The organism is Haloferax larsenii, from assembly GCF_024730625.1.
In the GTDB taxonomy this organism is placed as follows: domain Archaea; phylum Halobacteriota; class Halobacteria; order Halobacteriales; family Haloferacaceae; genus Haloferax; species Haloferax larsenii.
Genome location: NZ_CP078063.1, coordinates 95,844 through 111,745, shown reverse-complemented (window position 1 = coordinate 111,745; position 15,902 = coordinate 95,844). Strand labels below are relative to the sequence as shown.

Here is a 15,902-nt window from a genome sequence, read left to right as displayed (position 1 = left end):
CATACCGCTTGCTTGGGAGCCAACTGGTTTAGAAGTTCCCAAATCATGTCCGGAAATAGGTGATATTCGCCGCAGAAATATCACGTTCGTTTAGTTCGGCCCTCAAATAGCGACGACCCACGCACGATAGTCGTCCGCACGGCCGTAGACCGCCTGAAACACCTCGTCGACGAATCCGGCGAGTCGGTTCGCGTCAGAACGGGCGGTAATACGGACGTTTGTTCCCTCGGCTTCCTCGGGACTCTCTAACTGGTCGATGCGGAACTCGGGAAACGACGAGAGCAGGTCTTTCAGCCGGTCGAGTTCCTCGTCGGTCACGTCCATGTTGAACGTCTTATCGGAGAACTGTACCCACGGGCAGGGGGCGTCCTCACCGTCGAGGTCGGGGTCGCGGTCCGCTTCGATAGTCAGGAAGGCGCTGCCGCGGTTTCGGTGCGCCACGACCGCGTCAGCGAAGAGTTTCCGGCGCTCGCGGGACGTGTCGGCCTCGAATCGGGTCATGGGCGGTCGTTTACTCTCTCGGTACAAAAACCGCCCGCGTCGTGTCGATTCCGGAGTGATTAGCGCGCCGTACCAACGCTTCAAAAGATGGCGAGGACCAGCCCCAACGAGACGACGCTCACCGCAACGAGATGCGCCGCGAGGACGACGACTGGTGCCACGCCGGTCTGGCGCATCGAATCGAGCCGAACGCCGAGCCCCAACCCGACGAACGCGAGGGCGAACAGCGCGTCGCTCGCGGAATCGATTATCGACAGTGTCTCCGGGTCGAAGAGGCCGAGATTCGCGGCCGCAGCGACGAGACCGAATCCGACGAGAAACCGTGGGACGCCTTCTGCCGCCGACGCGAGACTGTCCGTGCGCCCGCCCGCGTAGTGCACTGCGTACCAGAGCGCGACGACGCCGAGCATCGAGTTGCGCGCCAGTTTCGTCACGGTCGCCCACTGCCCGGCGACGTCTGAATGGGCAAACCCGGCGGCAGTGACGGGGCCGGTGCTGAACATGCTCAGGCCAGCCCAGATACCGAACTGCTGCCCAGACAGCGGAAGGAGACCACCGAGGACGGGAAATATAGCGAGCGTGAGTGCGTCGAACAGGAGGACGGCCGCGACGACGTGCGTCAGCGACTCGCCGTCCGCGTCGATGGTCCCCGCGATGGTCGTCGCCGCGGAGACGCCGCAGACACTCGCTCCCGCTGCGAGAAGCGACCCCATCTCGTCGGCGAGTCCGAACACGTGCCGAGAGATGAGTTCGACGAACGCGACGCTCGCGACGACGGTTGCGACGACAGCGCCGACGAGCATCGGCCCCGACGCAACGAGTTCGTCGATGGCGATTCGCGCACCGAGGAGGACGATTCCGGTCTCTAGGAGGAGCTTCCGTGTTCGGATTCCCGGCTGTGCGATGTCCGGGACACCAGCAGTATTTGCAACAAGCGCACCGAGTGCGACGCCGAGGAGGAGGGCGTTCACACCCGGAACTGCGTCCGCGACGAGGACGGCAGCGGTGGCGATGATGACGAGCAGTCCGAAGCCGGGTAGGAGGCGACTGACAGCGTCGAGCGGTCTCCGAGAACCCTCGCTCACGGCCCGACAACGGAGAGGGCGCTCACCAGCACGACACCGAGTGTGGTCGCCTGCCACCCACGGTCGAGCGAGTGCCACCAGCCAATCAGACGCGCGAAGGGACCAGTGTTGGACAGTAAGCCACGCATCAGTCGTGGCAACGTGGTCGTTCCCGTTGAACGTGTCGCTCTACGTCAGAGGAACCAGCAAAATAGTCTTGTATCTGTGTCGTCTGGTGCTCGCCCGTCGCGGCCCCCTGGATAGAGAGGGTGCGAAAGCGGTACCACGGGGGATTCGTCGCAGAACTGGGCGCGTATCTTCAACACTATATGCTCTCGCCGGGTGGTGGACGATATGGGAAAGCGCATCCTCCTGCTCGGTGCCCCCGGCGCCGGGAAGGGCACGCAGTCGAAGCGACTCGCCGAGGAGTACGACGTCGAACACGTCACCACGGGTGACGCGCTCCGCGCGAACAAGGACATGGAGACGGAGTACGGGACGCCGCGGTCGTTCATGGAGAAGGGTGAACTCGTCCCCGACGCCGTCGTCAACGAAATCGTGAAGGCCGCTCTGGAGGACGCCGACGGCTACGTGCTCGACGGCTACCCGCGAAACCTCTCGCAGGCGGAGTACCTCACCGAGATTACGAACCTCGACGCCGTCATCTACCTGAACGTCGCCGAAGACGAACTCGTCGAGCGCCTCACCGGTCGCCGCGTCTGTTCGGAGTGCGGCACCAACTTCCACGTGAAGTTCAACCAGCCCGAAGAAGCGGGCGTCTGCGACGAGTGCGGCGGCGAACTCATCCAGCGCGACGACGACACCGAAGAGACCGTCCGCGAGCGACTGTCGGTCTTCGACGAGAACACGGCACCCGTCATCGAACACTACCGCGACGAGGGCGTCCTCGTCGAGGTCGACGGCGAGCAGACGCCGGACGAGGTCTTCGAGGACGTCGCCGACGTCGTCGACGACGCGTAAGCCTCCATTTCGTCTTTTTCGGCGCTATCGCCCGTCTAGCGGCGGGTCTCACTTGTGCGCGCTCACGCCCACAGAGTAAAAGCTTGATAACGGCCGATTGCCAACGAATCCGTAATGGCACGAATCGAATCGAAGGTGCGCGACCTCGTCGGCACAGACGCCGACATGCGCACCGCCGTCGAAGTCGTCCTCGAACGGGCGGACGGCGGCGAAGTCGAGTGGGCAGACGTCCGCGACGAACTCACGAGTGGTCAGTGGGGTCGTCTCATCGAGAAGGGAATCCTCGTCGACGGCGAGGAGGGCTTCCGACTCGCTGACCCCGAGGGTGCACGCGCCGGTCTCGAAGAGAACACGTCTGCGACGAGTTCGTCGTCGTCGACGTCGACGCCGTCTATCGACACCGGCGACTCCTCGTGGTCGAAGTACGATAAGGGTGCGGCCGTCGTGACCGTCGGCCTGTTCCTCGGCTACTCGGTCTCCGAAGTCCGAAACATCATCGGTGGCGTCATGGACGTCGCGCTCGGCCCGCTGGCCGAGATGCTCCCGTTCTACGCCGTCGTGATGGTGCTCGCGCTCGCGACTGGCCTCTACTCCACGCTCCTGCAGGCGAACCTGATGGACATGGAGAAGATGGGCAAGTACCAAGAGCGGATGAAGGACATCCAAAAGCGACAGAAGGACGCCAAGGAACGCGGTGACGACGCCGCACTGGAGAAAATCCAGGAAGAGCAGATGGAAGCCATGGGCGACCAGATGGGGATGTTCAAAGAGCAGTTCCGCCCGATGGTCTGGATTATGTTCCTCACCATCCCGGTGTTCCTCTGGATGTACTGGGCCATCGGCGTCGGCGGAAACGCAGACCCACACATCATCACCGAGAACATCGTGCTCCCCCTCGTCGGCTCCGTCAGTTGGACCGCGGGCGTCCTCGGTCCCATGCAGGCGTGGATTGTCTGGTACTTCCTGTGTTCGATGGGCTTCACCCAGATTATCCGCAAGGCGCTCAACATCGACATGACGCCGTCGTCCGCCTGAGGACCACGTCTTCTCGCCCACTGTCCACTCGGGCGTGAGAAGCCCCCACAGGGGCCGTCGCCAACGATAACCTCTTTTAGGCGACCCACCCGAGCATGGATATGTTACTGACCGTCTCCGGTCCACCGGGCAGCGGAAAGAGTACGACCGCCGCCGCACTCGCCGAGGCGTTCGACCTCGAACACATCAGCGGTGGAGACATCTTTCGCGAACTCGCCGCCGAACACGACATGTCGGCCGTCGAGTTCAACAAACTCGCGGAAGAAGACGACCAAATCGACCGCGACCTCGACCGTCGCCTCCGCGACATCGCACTCGAACGCGACGACGTGTTGCTCGAATCGCGTCTCGCAGGCTGGTTAGCTGGCGACGCTGCCGACCTTCGATTCTGGCTCGACGCCCCTGTTGACGTTCGCGCCGAGCGCATCGCCGACCGCGAGGACAAACCCGTGGACGTCGCGCGCGAAGAGACTGTTACTCGCGAGGCCAGCGAGGCAAAACGCTATATGGAGTACTACAACATCGACTACTCCGACCTCTCTATCTACGATATCTCGCTGAACACCGCCCGGTGGGGAGAAAACGAGGTCTCTGAAATCATCACTTCGGCCGTCGAAGCGTACGACCCCGAAGACGACGAAGGCAAGTACCCCGTCGAAGGCGTCCGCTACGACTTCTGACTATGCTCCGCGACCCGCCCGAAAACCGAAGTCTCGACGCGCTGCTCTCGTTTGGCGTCGTCAATCTCGACAAGCCGCCGGGGCCGTCGGCCCACCAAGTGACCGGGTGGGTCCGCGATATGGCCGACCTCGACCGAGCGGCCCACTCGGGGACGCTCGACCCCAAAGTCACCGGCTGTCTCCCCATTCTTCTCGGCGACGCCACCCGGATGGCGCAGGTGTTCCTCGAAGGCTCGAAGGAGTACGTCTCTGTGCTGGAGCTGCACGGCCCTGCGCCCGCCGACATCGAATCGACCGTCGCGGAGTTCGAGTCTAAACTCTACCAGAAACCGCCGCGCAAATCGGCCGTCTCGCGTCGCCTGCGCGTCCGCGAAATCTACGACCTCGACCTCCTCGAAGTCAAAGACCGACAGGCGCTCCTCCGTATCCGGTGTGAATCGGGGACGTACATCCGCAAGCTGTGTCACGACATCGGGCTCGCGCTCGGCACCGGCGGCCACATGGGTCACCTGCGCCGCACCGCGACCGACCCCTTCGACGACACGACGCTCGTGGATATTCACGACCTGAAAGACGCGCTCGCGTTCGCCGAGGAGGGCGACGAATCGTGGATTCGCGACGTTGTCTCGCCCGCCGAGCGCGCCCTGACGCACCTCCCGTCTGTCACCATCGCCGACAACGCCGCCCGGGAGGTTGCAAACGGCGCGCCCGTGTACGCCCCCGGCGTGCTGGCCGTGGACAACGATGCCTCTCGCGGTGATTTGGTGGCGTGCTACACCGAAAACGGCTCGGCCGTCTGTCTGGGCGAACTCACCGGCGACGCCGACGCGGAATCGGGAACTGTCGTCTCCTTAGAGAGCGTTCTAGTCTGAGTTTTCGCGGGGGTCGCCCCTGCGTCAGTGGTTCTATCGGCGCTTCTTCTCTGCCTCGGCGAGCGTTTCGGCTTGGTCGTTGACGGAATCGACCGCCCGCTTCGCATCCGGCTTGTCGAGGTCGTAGACGTATCGCCACGACGCCAGTGGGTAGCCGTGGGTGTCCTCGGGCTGTCGCTCCGGTGGGTGTGCGTCCTCGTCGCGTCGGAGGGACCACCACCGCAGGCCGCCAACCGTGAAGGCGACGACGAGGAGGGCTGCCGTACCCAAGTAGAGGAGGTCGAACGGAATCGCATCCAGGATACTTGGCATTGTGTTGTCAGTGGTCGGCGCGAGCGTAAAGTCGTATCCCCCGATTCGGGTCGATGACTGCGATGTATTCGCACGACAGACACTCGCTCCCCGACGACGAAACGAAGGGCTTAACCGCGAGACACGCATCGCTTTGAATGCACCCTGGGACCGTGGGGTAGTGGTATCCTCTGCCGATGGGGTCGGTAGGACCTGAGTTCGACTCTCAGCGGTCCCATACTTTTCCCGACGCTATCTTTCGAGCCGTGAGTCAGTCAGGACTCCGGCGAGAACTCCTTGCGTCGGGTGAATTATGCACAGAGCTGAGCGTCGAGCCCGGAAGTCGCAGCCGACGAGCGACGCGAGGAGGACCGTCTTCCGACGTTCAAATATCTTTCTGGGCCAGGTTTGTCTCTGGCGACCTACTGCATGAAGGGTGTCGATTAATCCTAAGTGGTCGCACCGGGAGTGTCCAGAGTGGTATACAAATTTAGTTTCAGAAAGTGCAATTGGTCTTTAGAAAGTTACATTAGTCACACAGTCATACCTTCAGTCGGACACCCTATCATCCCGCACCGTGTCCACTGAAAGCCGCTAAGTAGCAAAAAAAAGTTGCTCAGTAGGCTATTCAGTCGTCATCGTAGCCGCAATCGAGACTAGGACAAATCCTTCTGGCCGGCCAGCCAAGACGAGGATTGTCCCACAGATTGCGACTACGATTAGTCGCTTTTCGGAGATTGTGTTCACCTCCTAGATACTTGTTTTAGACGCCTCATATGGCGTCAGCAACGTCCTGTTGACGTGCTAATATACCCCTTGGGAGATTAACGGGAAAGGCTTCGGACTTTGCACCCAATTTGGCAGAACCGTCAGGATTCTGAATTAGCCATTTACCCTGTGTTCCCAAAGGGTACTAGCATAGTGGGCTGGGAGACACATAACGGTAGCCAGAGCGGAGTGGAAGTGAATTACACGCCAAGCTAATCGAGAGACAGTGATGGAATTTTCAATTGAACACGAGGGGGCATATAACGCCTCAGAAGTATTCACATGATATAGAACTGAGTTGAGTTTTGAAGTTCGTATATCAGACTCAGATTCAGAAAGTGTCAGATACCAAAAAGTGATGATGGAACCCTGATTTGGTATAGCACCAAGCAGAATCAATCGCCAATTCGTCCCAAACCCAATCCCGAAAACACCGAATCAACGACCCCCATATCCTAATTCTCTACCTCAAATCCACAACCCACCCACCCAACCACCCACCAACCCGAAATCCCAAACCACCGACCCAACAACCCAAAACCGCAAGACTCACCGCCAACAAACCAAATTCCAATACCAATTAGTTAGAATATAATAATGTATTTGTAGTCTCAGAAACATTTGCTAGTCGGTGTTACACAATGCCAACTGAATTAGAAACAGTCCAGTTCTCGTTCTCGGACGTCACGGGACACGAGTACACTGCCTCGAAAGACGTCGGCGTTCGTGGACGGATTATCTCCGCCGAGACAGCCATCAAGAGCTTCGACATCGGCTACGACGGCGAAGACCACCACGTCATGACCGAGAAGATTCAGACCGACGCCGACGTGCACGGCGACACGGTCAACGTGAGTCTGCACGCGCTCTTCCGCGACGCCAGTGGGCACATCGACGACCCCTATGGTGGCAACGTCGAAGTCCTCGTCATCTCCGAGACTGAGTAATCCGACCGGTAGTTTGGTTATTTTTCGCGGTCCGTACCCCCGTAGTTCGATTGATAAACCTCGATTGCGACAGTCCTCACTGCATTCTGGTTCGGTCTCCAGGCGAACGGGAGGATTACCATTGAGGCGTTCGATTCGTGAGTCCGAGTTGCATCACCCAAACCACCGCCCGGAATCGTCACCTACTCTCATTACCCTCGCCGAACGACAGGTAGTATGACCATCCACGGACTCCACCACCTCGTGCTCCTCGTCGACGACCTCCCGGACGGCGAGGCGTACTACCGGGAACTCTTCGGCATGGAGGTGCTCTTCCGCGAAGGAGTCCGAGGGGACAAGCCGGGGACGCTCCCCGAAGATATGGATTGGGACGAGGCTCGCGAAGCGGGCATCACCCCGACGATGTCGTTTCTCGGTCGCGACGACTTCACCCTCGCCGTCGCAGCCGAGACAGCGGCGTTCGCAGACGGGAGAGTCGACCACGTCGCGCTGGCCGTCGACGACGACTCCTTCGAGGCAATCTCCGAGCGCGCCGAGGCAGCCGGAGTGGAGGTCGAACACACCGCGCCACACCATCGGCTGTTCACCGATAGATACGGCCTCGAATGGGAGTTGAACGCGAAACCCCGGCCACCGGGACGGGCGTTCGAGACGTTCGACGTCTGAGGTCTCCTAGGCATAACTCAGGAGACCTGTTTTGGGAAGGCCCTCAGTCGCGGACGAGAACCCGCGCGTGGGGTGCGACCTGTTTCGTCACGTAGCCGAGCAGCCACGCCGTCGCATTCACTAGATTGAGGCCGACGAACAGGAGGACAACACCGACGACGGAAACCAAAAGTGCGCCTTGGAAGGACGTCACCTCACCGTTGACGAGGTGAATCGGCTCGGCGATGGTGAACGTCCAGAGGTCTTGGGTGAACTGGATTGCCGGAAGGACCTGCACGTTGTCGGCGGTGATACCGAACGTGACGCCAGGCATGTCGTAGTACACCGGGAGGAGGATGAACGCGGCCGTGAGCGACACCCACGTGGTGAGCGCGGCGAACAGTCCGATACCGACCCAGAGCTTTGCAGAGGTGAAGACGAGACTGACGTACGTGCCGTAGTCGGTCGCGAGGTCTTTAACGTACGGAACGATTCCGTCGTCGAGCGTCGCTTCACCTGTTCGGTGAGTCAGTTCGAACCCGAGGAGTCGGCGGGCGCTCTCCGTCTCGATGCGCATGAACGCGGTGCCGAGAAGAAGTGTCAGTACGAGGAGCGGGGCACCGAACAGGAGGAGGATACCCGCGCCGCCGATGCTCCCCGTCGTGATGAGCGTCATGAAGTACACGAGACCAAGCGGGAATGCGGCCACGAGATACAGGAGGTTCTTGTACGTCTGTGCGTGGAACGGCGCGCCCACAGCCTGCGTGAGCATGGCGGGGACATCGAACGAACGGGACTCCGTTTGCGTCATCGTATAGTCAATCTGCCAAGAGGAAATAATAGCTTGCCTCCGACTTTCCGGGGTGGAAACTCGGCACTATCTTATATACTCTCCTCGTGGCATCGAAGAACGTGAGTGAGGATTGCGACGACGCGAAGGTACTGAGCCTCCTCGACGACGAGTACGCTCGGACCATTCTCACCGCAACCAGCGAGAAACCCATGTCCGCGACCGAACTCGCAGAGACCTACGACATGTCTCCACCGACCGTCTATCGCCGCGTGGAGTCACTGAAAGCGTGTGACCTCCTCTCCGAACAGACACAGTACGCCGAGGACGGCCACCATTTCGCGGTCTACAGCGCGAACGTCGGCCAGTTCACGGTCACTATCGAGGACGGAGAGATGACGCTCGACGTCGCCCGCGAGTCCGAACCGGAATCCCCTGCTGACCGCTTTACCCGCCTCTACGAGGACCTACGATGAGCCCACCACATGCCCCTGCCCTTCAGATTGCCCTTCAAGTAACCGAGACGGGGTCGGACACGCAGGTCGCCCTCGTCTTCGCCAGTTTCGTCGCCTCAGCACTGCTCGGACTGTTTATCGCGCGAAAGGCCTACCAGGGCTATCGCCGAAACGAGAGTTCACCGATGCTCTTTCTCGCCATCGGTATCGTCCTTCTGACCGCCGTCCCGGCGGTGTTCTCGTTCGGACTCTCGACGTTTACGTCCCTTCCTGGTTCGGCCGTCGTAATCGTCACGAACCTGACCGAACTCGCCGGACTGGTCGCAATCGCGTACTCACTGTACGGTCGGTTCTGAGTCGAACACCGACGACGTCGCTGCCTTCCTGACGACGGCGTCCGCCGCAACGAGGAGCACGACGCTCACGACGATGATGCCGACCTCGTTCGGCGTCGAGAGCAAGCCGAGCGAGACGATGAGCGTCGTCGCGCAGGCGGGTGCGTGAACGGTGTCGGTGGCGACCATTCCCCAACTCGTCGCGACGACAGACGAGAGACCGCTGGCGACGAGTCCGAGTCCGGCGAGCGAGAACGCCGGTGGAGCAGCCGTGAGCGTCGCACCCGACCCGAGGAGCGTGTAGGCGAAGAACCCCGCGACCGCGCCGATAGCGTGCCCTCCGACGACGCGCTTGCCCCGCGGTCGCTCGGATTCGGCCGCAAAGGCGAGAACGAACGCCGACGGACCGAGACTCGGAAAGATAAACGCCGACCCGGTCCCCCACGCGACGACGCCGAGCGTGGCAAAGAGCAGACCGGCGGTGAGCCCCGTTTCGAGTCCGCGGCGTTTCATACCGGTAGCTCGGCAGGTGCTCCCTGAAAACAGTGTCTGACTGGAGTCGCGACGCGAGCCAGCCCTCGGCGACGGACGGATTCAAGTGTTGACATAGCAACAACACGCACATGCCCGGTGCAGTCTTTCTCGAAGGCGACCTCGTCGAACTCCGAACCGTCGACGAGTCCGACGTGGAGTTTCTCCACCAACTGGTCAACGACCCGCGGGTTCGACGCGGTATCGCCGCCGTCGACCCGGTGACACACGCCCAAGAGCGCGAGTGGGTCGATTCGCGGGTCGACGGCGATGACATCGACTTCGTCATCTGCGACGATGGCGACCCGGTCGGAACCATCGGGCTCAAGCCGCCGAACATCACGACCGGCGCATCCGAAGTCGGGTACATCGTCGCACCCGACGACTGGGACAACGGGTACGCGACCGACGCGCTGCGAACGATTTGCGGCTACGCCTTCGAAGAGCGCCGACTGCACAAAGTGTACGCGAACGCCTACGAGACCAACCCGGCGTCGTGTCGTGTCTTAGAGAACGTCGGGTTCGAAAAGGAGGGCGTCCACCGCGACCGGGGGTTCGTCGGCGGTGAGCACGTGGACGTGCTCCGGTACGGGCTGTTAGCTCACGAGTGGCAGCACACAGCGGATGAATCCGGTCGCGAGACCGACCGCGACAGTTGGATTTAGTTTAAATCCAGCCTTCTTCGACGAGGAGTTCGCCGTTGAGGACCGACGCCCCGGCCGCGCCGCGAATCGTGTTGTGGGCGAGGCAGTTGTACTTCACGCCGCCTTCGGTCGCCTGAATCGCGCCGGCAGAGATTTGCATGCCGTCGCCGCGGTCGCGGTCGAGACGAGGCTGCGGACGGTAGTTATCCTCGAAGACGTGGATGAGTTGCTCGGGAGCGCTCGGGAGGTCGACGCCGGGGTACTCGCGCATCGCGGCCGCGACATCCTCGGGCGAGGCGTCGTCTTCGAGGTCGGCGAAGACGCTTTCGAGGTGGCCGTCGAGCGTCGGAATCCGGTTGCAGGAGGCGTTGACCTCGGCGTCGTGGAGTGCGACTTCTGCGCCGTCGAAGCTGCCGAGCAGCTTGCGCGATTCGGTCTCCATCTTCTCTTCTTCGCCGCCGATGTGCGGGATGGCGTTGTCGATAATCTCCATCGAGGTGACGCCGTCGTAGCCCGCGCCGGAGACCGCCTGGAGGGTCGTGACGTGGACGCGGTCGAGGCCGAACTGGTCGAGCGCGGCGAGCGTCGGAACCATCGTGATAGTCGAGCAATTTGGGTTCTTCACGAGCGCGCCGTCCCAGCCGCGCTCGTCGCGCTGGACCTCGATGAGGTCGAGGTGGCCGGGGTTGATTTCGGGGATGGTAAGCGGCACGTCGGGAGCCATCCGGTCGTTCGAGGAGTTCGACGAGACGACGTAGCCCGCATCGAGGAAGTCGGGTTCGACCTCCGCGGCGACAGACGAGGGGAGAGACGAAAATAGGAGGTCGACGTCGTCAGACACGGCCTCTGGCGTGGTTCGAGTGACTTCCATCGACGCCACGTCGTCCGGAATCGGGGTATTGACCCGCCACTTGGCGGCCTCACCGTAGGTCTTGCCCGCGCTCGACTCGCTGGCGGTCACGGCCGCCAGTTCGAAGGTCGGGTGGTCTTCGAGGAGTTGGATGAATCGCTGTCCGACCGCACCGGTTGCACCGAGGATTCCGACTTGTACTGCCATTACCCGTGTCGTAGCGTGGCACACGCATAAGGTCGTTTGGATTTGGGCCGATTTTCGCGGTAGTCCGCTTGTACGTCACGTTCTCGGGCATTTCCTTCACGGTCGAACAGGTAAATCGTCGTCTGTCGAAGGACGAACCGACGTGCGTTGGAGAAACCGATAGAATAACGTGTGGTTCCCTGAAAGATTACCGCAAATGTTCAGCAAGGTTCTCGTCGCCAACCGAGGTGAAATCGCAGTACGCGTCATGCGCGCCTGCGAAGAGCTGGGTGTCCGAACCGTCGCGGTCTACAGCGAGGCCGACAAGCACGGTGGTCACGTGCGCTACGCGGACGAAGCGTACAACATCGGGCCCGCCCGCGCGGCAGATTCGTATCTGGACCACGAGTCGGTCATCGAGGCCGCCCGGAAGGCCGACGCCGACGCTATCCACCCCGGATACGGGTTCCTCGCGGAGAACGCGGAGTTCGCCCGCAAGGTCGAAGCGTCCGAGTTCAAGTGGATTGGCCCGTCGGCCGACGCGATGGAGCGACTCGGTGAGAAGACGAAGGCGCGCTCGCTCATGCAGGACGCCGACGTGCCCGTCGTCCCCGGCACGACCGAACCCGCCGAGTCCGCCGAGGACGTGAAGGCTGTCGCCGAGGACTACGGCTATCCGGTCGCCATCAAGGCCGAAGGTGGCGGTGGCGGTCGCGGCCTGAAGGTCGTCCGCACCGAAGAAGAAGTCGACGACCAGTTCGAGACGGCACAGCGCGAGGGCGAGGCGTACTTCGACAACGCCTCCGTCTACGTCGAGAAGTACCTCGAAGCGCCGCGCCACATCGAGGTGCAGATTCTCGCCGACGAACACGGCAACGTTCGGCACCTCGGCGAGCGCGACTGTTCGCTCCAGCGCCGCCACCAGAAGGTCATCGAGGAGGCTCCATCGCCGGCGCTCTCGGACGACCTGCGCGAGCGCATCGGTGAAGCCGCACGTCGCGGAGTCCGGGAAGCGGGCTACACCAACGCCGGGACGGTCGAGTTCCTCGTCGAAGACGGCGAGTTCTACTTCATGGAAGTCAACACGCGGATTCAGGTCGAACACACCGTCACCGAGGAAGTGACGGGTCTCGACGTGGTGAAGTGGCAGATTCGCGTCGCCGCCGGCGAGGAACTCGACTTCTCGCAGGAGGACGTGGAAATCGAAGGCCACTCCATGGAGTTCCGTATCAACGCGGAGGCTCCCGAGAAGGACTTCGCGCCTGCGACCGGCGAACTCACGACCTACGACCCGCCGGGCGGCATCGGCGTCCGCATGGACGACGCCGTCCGTCAGGGCGACGAAATCGGCGGCGACTACGACTCGATGATTGCGAAGCTCATCGTCACCGCCTCGACCCGCGAGGAAGTCCTCGCCCGCGCCGAGCGCGCGCTCGCCGAGTTCGAAATCGAAGGTCTTCGAACGGTCATCCCGTTCCACCGGCTGATGCTCACCGACGAGACGTTCCGCGAGGGACGCCACACCACGAAGTACCTCGACAACGTCCTCGACCCCGACCGTATCGAGGCGGCAGTCGAGCGCTGGGCACCCGACGCTGTCTCTAACGACAACGACGAGGAAGACGTGACCGAGCGCACCTTCACCGTCGAGGTCAACGGCAAGCGCTTCGAGGTCAGCCTCGAAGAGCGCGGCGCACCCGCCATCCCGCTTGGCGACGTCAGCGGTGGCAGCGCCTCGCAGTCTTCCGGCCCGCGCAAGCGCCGCGAGGACAGCGGTGGCGACCAACAGCAGATTATCGAGGGCGACGGCGAGTCCATCACCGCCGAGATGCAGGGGACGATTCTCTCTGTCGACGTCGGCGAAGGCGACGAGGTCGAACCCGGAGACACCGTCTGTGTCCTCGAAGCGATGAAGATGGAAAACGACGTGGTCGCCGAGCGCGGCGGCACCGTCTCGCAGGTCCTCGTCGGCGAGGGCGACAGCGTCGATATGGGCGACGTGCTTCTCGTCCTCGAATAGACGACTCGCTGCGATTTCCAGACCCGAACCACGAACCTCTTTCTTCGCGCCGTCGTAGCCGCCCGCATGAGCGACACGCGACGCGCCCTCTTGTCCGCCCTCGCCGACGGACCCGTCTCTGGTCCCGAACTCGCCGACCGTCTCGACATCTCCCGCGCTGCCGTCTGGAAGCACGTCGAGTCGCTCCGCGACGAGGGATTCGTCGTCGAGAGCGAGAGCGACGGCTACGTCGTCACCGAGGTCCCGGAGTACGGCGGCCCGGCAATCGAATACGGACTCGAAGCCGACTACGACGTGGCGTTTCACGACGTCCTGGGGTCGACGAACGACACCGCCCGCGAACTCGCCGCCGAGGGCGAGAGCGACGTCGTGGTCGTCGCCCGCGAGCAGTCAGCCAGCAAGGGCCGAAAAGAGCGCGCGTGGACCGCCCCCGACGGCGGCGTCTGGATGAGTGTGCTCATTCGCCCCGACGAGCCGCCCGCGTTCGCCCCGCTGTACACCTTGGCGATGGCCGTCGCCGTCTGTGATGCAGCGCGTGAAGCGGGTGTGGACGCGAGTATCAAGTGGCCGAACGATGTCATCGTGAGTCGCCCGCCGAAGCGGGCGACGAGCGATGGCTCATCTGACTCGGGCGAGTCAGATGGTGTGATTGTGAGCGAATCAAGCGATGACTCGCCGGATACAGAAGCCTCCGACCACGACTACCGAAAGCTCTGCGGCATCCTGACCGAGATGGAGGGCGAGGCCGACCGCGTCTCGTGGTTAGTTATCGGGGCGGGCATCAACGCCAACATCGACCTCGAAAAACTCCCCGAGGAAGCGACCAGCGTCTCCGCAGAGGCGGCCCCGGTCGAACGCCGCATCTTCGTCCAGCGAGTGCTCGAACGCTTCGACGAACTCCGTGCCGACCTCGACAGTGTGCTTCCGGCGTGGCGCGAGCGAGCAGACACGCTCGGGCGACGGGTGCGCGTTCACACGGCGAACGGCGTCGTCGAAGGCGAAGCTATCGACATCGAACACCCCGGGACGCTGGTCGTCCGAACCGACGACGGCGAAACGCGAGTCCACGCCGGCGACTGCGAACACCTCCGTCCAGTGGCGGAAACGTAGGTTACTCGTCGGCGGTCGCCGCGGCGTCGGTCCCCGAATCGGCCGACGCGCCCGCCTCTGATTCGGCAGACGTGACATCTATCAGCGGGTCAGACTCCTGTCCGCCCTCGATTCTGACCGTCAGTACGGGGACGCTCGACGCGCGGACGACCTTCTCCGCGACCGACCCGAGGAGCAGGCGGTCGATACCGCCGCGACCGTGTGTTCCCATCACGATGAGGTCGCACTCGCCGCGCTCGGCGAACTCGACGATTTCGCGACTCGGCGTCCCTTCGAGGATGTGCGTCTCGACCGGAATGTCCCGCACGCTCGCAGCGCGCTCGACGAGTTCGACCGCTGCCTCGGCGTCTTCCCGCAACAGGTCGTCGAGCCCCTCCCACGAGGACTCCATCGGCAACCCCGCAAAACTCCCGGCGTTGACTACGTACACGCCGTGGAGTTCTGCACCGTGAACTGATGCGAGGGCGGCGGCATGGGCTGCGACGCGGTCTGAGCCGTCTGAGCCGTCGATTGGGACGATGATTCGGTCGTACATTTCTATGACACGTGGTAACATATTATCGAGTTCGGTAATAACGCTTTGCTACGGCAGGAGTACTGCGAGAATATGTGTGGTGGCTGTGGCGTCGGCTCTCCTTCTGCGAGTGGCAAATAGAGGCAAAATAACGGCCAAGCTCGACATCTCTCCTCCCGGCGTTCCCACGGAACTGTAATCACCACTCAACTAATTGGTCTCGAATTCGTTTGTTCACATATGTCACGAATTGTGTTCGCTATCCTCGGTGCCGTCGTCGCAGTGTTCCCCAAGCAAACGCTCACGGTGTACGAATGGCTCGCCATCGAGAATCGAGACGAGTGCACGCGCCGGTCGTGGGTCGTCCCCGCCGTTCGAGTCGAGGGCGTCGTCTTCCTCGTCGCTAGCCTGCTCGGAGGCAAGACGTACCAACGACTGCTCGACTTCAGCGGCGCTGTCGGGGCTGTCGCACTCGCCGCACCGAAGCAGTATCTCGGCGTCGGTGGCTGGCTTAGCTACCAATCGTCGGAAACTGTCGAGTGGAACAGCCGCTTTATCGCGGTCGCTCGGTCGTTCGGCGGTCTAGTCCTCCTGTCCGCGATTCGCTCGCACAAAAGTGGGGGCGACGACTCCGACGCGACAGCGGAACTCGACGCTGACGCGGAGTCAGCCTAACGTACTCT

19 protein-coding genes and 1 tRNA gene are annotated in these 15,902 nt (G+C 62.3%); 13 read left to right on the top strand and 7 right to left on the bottom strand.

Annotated elements, in window-relative coordinates; genetic code table 11:
• Positions 1 to 102 precede the first annotated feature (102 nt).
• Both KU306_RS00665 and KU306_RS00660 read right to left on the bottom strand, forming a co-directional pair.
• Positions 103 to 501, bottom strand: coding sequence for a DUF7975 family protein (locus KU306_RS00665; RefSeq protein WP_258302555.1), 399 nt, complete (start codon positions 499 to 501; stop codon positions 103 to 105).
• Between the two features lie 80 nt (positions 502 to 581).
• Positions 582 to 1,586 (bottom strand): YeiH family protein, encoded by a 1,005-nt coding sequence (locus KU306_RS00660; protein ID WP_258302554.1) that lies wholly within the window; start codon positions 1,584 to 1,586, stop codon positions 582 to 584.
• A 333-nt stretch (positions 1,587 to 1,919) separates the two neighbouring features.
• Here KU306_RS00660 and KU306_RS00655 point away from each other — a divergent pair, with 333 nt between their 5' ends.
• From KU306_RS00655 to KU306_RS00640, 4 genes are all read left to right on the top strand, one after another.
• On the top strand, positions 1,920 to 2,546 hold the full coding sequence (locus tag KU306_RS00655; RefSeq protein WP_007542960.1) for an adenylate kinase: 627 nt from the start codon (positions 1,920 to 1,922) through the stop codon (positions 2,544 to 2,546).
• A 114-nt stretch (positions 2,547 to 2,660) separates the two neighbouring features.
• Positions 2,661 to 3,581, top strand: coding sequence for a DUF106 domain-containing protein (locus KU306_RS00650; RefSeq protein ID WP_007542962.1), 921 nt, complete (start codon positions 2,661 to 2,663; stop codon positions 3,579 to 3,581).
• 101 nt (positions 3,582 to 3,682) lie between these two features.
• Positions 3,683 to 4,261, top strand: a complete 579-nt coding sequence (gene cmk / locus KU306_RS00645) for a (d)CMP kinase (RefSeq protein WP_007542964.1) — start codon at positions 3,683 to 3,685, stop codon at positions 4,259 to 4,261.
• A gap of 2 nt (positions 4,262 to 4,263) precedes the next feature.
• On the top strand, positions 4,264 to 5,133 hold the full coding sequence (locus tag KU306_RS00640) for an RNA-guided pseudouridylation complex pseudouridine synthase subunit Cbf5 (protein ID WP_007542966.1): 870 nt from the start codon (positions 4,264 to 4,266) through the stop codon (positions 5,131 to 5,133).
• Between the two features lie 33 nt (positions 5,134 to 5,166).
• On the opposite strand, the gene KU306_RS00635 is transcribed toward KU306_RS00640, so the two are convergent.
• Positions 5,167 to 5,445, bottom strand: a complete 279-nt coding sequence (locus tag KU306_RS00635) for a hypothetical protein (RefSeq protein WP_258302553.1) — start codon at positions 5,443 to 5,445, stop codon at positions 5,167 to 5,169.
• Between the two features lie 146 nt (positions 5,446 to 5,591).
• Between KU306_RS00635 and KU306_RS00630 the strand changes: the two genes are divergently transcribed.
• The 3 genes from KU306_RS00630 to KU306_RS00620 all read left to right on the top strand — a co-directional run bounded on the left by KU306_RS00630 (position 5,592) and on the right by KU306_RS00620 (position 7,805).
• A tRNA-Pro gene (locus tag KU306_RS00630) sits at positions 5,592 to 5,662 on the top strand.
• Between the two features lie 1,171 nt (positions 5,663 to 6,833).
• Positions 6,834 to 7,139: a hypothetical protein gene (locus KU306_RS00625; protein WP_258302552.1), complete on the top strand. Its 306-nt coding sequence runs from the start codon at positions 6,834 to 6,836 to the stop codon at positions 7,137 to 7,139.
• A 216-nt stretch (positions 7,140 to 7,355) separates the two neighbouring features.
• Positions 7,356 to 7,805 (top strand): VOC family protein, encoded by a 450-nt coding sequence (locus KU306_RS00620; protein WP_258302551.1) that lies wholly within the window; start codon positions 7,356 to 7,358, stop codon positions 7,803 to 7,805.
• A 43-nt stretch (positions 7,806 to 7,848) separates the two neighbouring features.
• Here KU306_RS00620 and KU306_RS00615 read toward each other — a convergent pair whose 3' ends face one another.
• Positions 7,849 to 8,595, bottom strand: a complete 747-nt coding sequence (locus KU306_RS00615; RefSeq protein ID WP_258302550.1) for a sensor domain-containing protein — start codon at positions 8,593 to 8,595, stop codon at positions 7,849 to 7,851.
• Between the two features lie 101 nt (positions 8,596 to 8,696).
• Here KU306_RS00615 and KU306_RS00610 point away from each other — a divergent pair, with 101 nt between their 5' ends.
• Together KU306_RS00610 and KU306_RS00605 are read left to right on the top strand one after the other, a co-directional pair.
• The gene (locus tag KU306_RS00610) at positions 8,697 to 9,050 is read left to right on the top strand and encodes a winged helix-turn-helix domain-containing protein (protein ID WP_258302549.1); all 354 of its coding nucleotides are present in this window, start codon (positions 8,697 to 8,699) and stop codon (positions 9,048 to 9,050) included.
• Positions 9,047 to 9,385, top strand: a complete 339-nt coding sequence (locus KU306_RS00605) for a DUF7521 family protein (protein ID WP_074794144.1) — start codon at positions 9,047 to 9,049, stop codon at positions 9,383 to 9,385. Before KU306_RS00610 ends, KU306_RS00605 begins: the two co-directional genes overlap by 4 nt.
• Here KU306_RS00605 and KU306_RS00600 read toward each other — a convergent pair.
• Positions 9,365 to 9,877: an HPP family protein gene (locus KU306_RS00600; protein ID WP_258302548.1), complete on the bottom strand. Its 513-nt coding sequence runs from the start codon at positions 9,875 to 9,877 to the stop codon at positions 9,365 to 9,367. The two genes, KU306_RS00605 and KU306_RS00600, sit on opposite strands and share 21 nt — an antisense overlap.
• Before the next feature lie 110 nt (positions 9,878 to 9,987).
• Between KU306_RS00600 and KU306_RS00595 the strand changes: the two genes are divergently transcribed.
• Complete coding sequence (locus tag KU306_RS00595; protein ID WP_258302547.1) at positions 9,988 to 10,560, top strand: GNAT family N-acetyltransferase; 573 nt, start codon at positions 9,988 to 9,990, stop codon at positions 10,558 to 10,560.
• A 1-nt stretch (position 10,561) separates the two neighbouring features.
• Here the strand turns inward: KU306_RS00595 and asd are convergent, their stop codons facing one another.
• On the bottom strand, positions 10,562 to 11,596 hold the full coding sequence (gene asd / locus KU306_RS00590) for an aspartate-semialdehyde dehydrogenase (protein WP_007542983.1): 1,035 nt from the start codon (positions 11,594 to 11,596) through the stop codon (positions 10,562 to 10,564).
• Positions 11,597 to 11,792: 196 nt separating this feature from the next.
• Here asd and pccA point away from each other — a divergent pair, with 196 nt between their 5' ends.
• Both pccA and KU306_RS00580 read left to right on the top strand, forming a co-directional pair.
• On the top strand, positions 11,793 to 13,595 hold the full coding sequence (gene pccA, locus KU306_RS00585; RefSeq protein ID WP_258302546.1) for a propionyl-CoA carboxylase biotin carboxylase/biotin-carboxyl carrier subunit: 1,803 nt from the start codon (positions 11,793 to 11,795) through the stop codon (positions 13,593 to 13,595).
• Between the two features lie 66 nt (positions 13,596 to 13,661).
• Positions 13,662 to 14,705, top strand: a complete 1,044-nt coding sequence (locus KU306_RS00580; RefSeq protein ID WP_258302545.1) for a biotin--[acetyl-CoA-carboxylase] ligase — start codon at positions 13,662 to 13,664, stop codon at positions 14,703 to 14,705.
• A 1-nt stretch (position 14,706) separates the two neighbouring features.
• Here the strand turns inward: KU306_RS00580 and KU306_RS00575 are convergent, their stop codons facing one another.
• Positions 14,707 to 15,246: a universal stress protein gene (locus tag KU306_RS00575; protein ID WP_258303412.1), complete on the bottom strand. Its 540-nt coding sequence runs from the start codon at positions 15,244 to 15,246 to the stop codon at positions 14,707 to 14,709.
• Between the two features lie 213 nt (positions 15,247 to 15,459).
• Here KU306_RS00575 and KU306_RS00570 point away from each other — a divergent pair, with 213 nt between their 5' ends.
• Positions 15,460 to 15,894, top strand: a complete 435-nt coding sequence (locus tag KU306_RS00570) for a hypothetical protein (RefSeq protein ID WP_074794129.1) — start codon at positions 15,460 to 15,462, stop codon at positions 15,892 to 15,894.
• Positions 15,895 to 15,902: the final 8 nt, after the last annotated feature.

What these genes read in the sequence shown, in the direction of transcription:
- KU306_RS00665 (WP_258302555.1), bottom strand. Translation starts at nt 501, where the DNA reads ATGACCCGATTCGAGGCCGACACGTCCCGCGAGCGCCGGAAACTCTTC.
- KU306_RS00650 (WP_007542962.1), top strand. Translation starts at nt 2,661, where the DNA reads ATGGCACGAATCGAATCGAAGGTGCGCGACCTCGTCGGCACAGACGCC.
- KU306_RS00615 (WP_258302550.1), bottom strand. Translation starts at nt 8,595, where the DNA reads ATGACGCAAACGGAGTCCCGTTCGTTCGATGTCCCCGCCATGCTCACG.
- KU306_RS00635 (WP_258302553.1), bottom strand. Translation starts at nt 5,445, where the DNA reads ATGCCAAGTATCCTGGATGCGATTCCGTTCGACCTCCTCTACTTGGGT.
- KU306_RS00620 (WP_258302551.1), top strand. Translation starts at nt 7,356, where the DNA reads ATGACCATCCACGGACTCCACCACCTCGTGCTCCTCGTCGACGACCTC.
- KU306_RS00600 (WP_258302548.1), bottom strand. Translation starts at nt 9,877, where the DNA reads ATGAAACGCCGCGGACTCGAAACGGGGCTCACCGCCGGTCTGCTCTTT.
- KU306_RS00580 (WP_258302545.1), top strand. Translation starts at nt 13,662, where the DNA reads ATGAGCGACACGCGACGCGCCCTCTTGTCCGCCCTCGCCGACGGACCC.
- pccA (WP_258302546.1), top strand. Translation starts at nt 11,793, where the DNA reads ATGTTCAGCAAGGTTCTCGTCGCCAACCGAGGTGAAATCGCAGTACGC.
- asd (WP_007542983.1), bottom strand. Translation starts at nt 11,596, where the DNA reads ATGGCAGTACAAGTCGGAATCCTCGGTGCAACCGGTGCGGTCGGACAG.
- KU306_RS00595 (WP_258302547.1), top strand. Translation starts at nt 9,988, where the DNA reads ATGCCCGGTGCAGTCTTTCTCGAAGGCGACCTCGTCGAACTCCGAACC.
- KU306_RS00640 (WP_007542966.1), top strand. Translation starts at nt 4,264, where the DNA reads ATGCTCCGCGACCCGCCCGAAAACCGAAGTCTCGACGCGCTGCTCTCG.
- KU306_RS00625 (WP_258302552.1), top strand. Translation starts at nt 6,834, where the DNA reads ATGCCAACTGAATTAGAAACAGTCCAGTTCTCGTTCTCGGACGTCACG.
- KU306_RS00605 (WP_074794144.1), top strand. Translation starts at nt 9,047, where the DNA reads ATGAGCCCACCACATGCCCCTGCCCTTCAGATTGCCCTTCAAGTAACC.
- cmk (WP_007542964.1), top strand. Translation starts at nt 3,683, where the DNA reads ATGTTACTGACCGTCTCCGGTCCACCGGGCAGCGGAAAGAGTACGACC.
- KU306_RS00570 (WP_074794129.1), top strand. Translation starts at nt 15,460, where the DNA reads ATGTCACGAATTGTGTTCGCTATCCTCGGTGCCGTCGTCGCAGTGTTC.
- KU306_RS00655 (WP_007542960.1), top strand. Translation starts at nt 1,920, where the DNA reads ATGGGAAAGCGCATCCTCCTGCTCGGTGCCCCCGGCGCCGGGAAGGGC.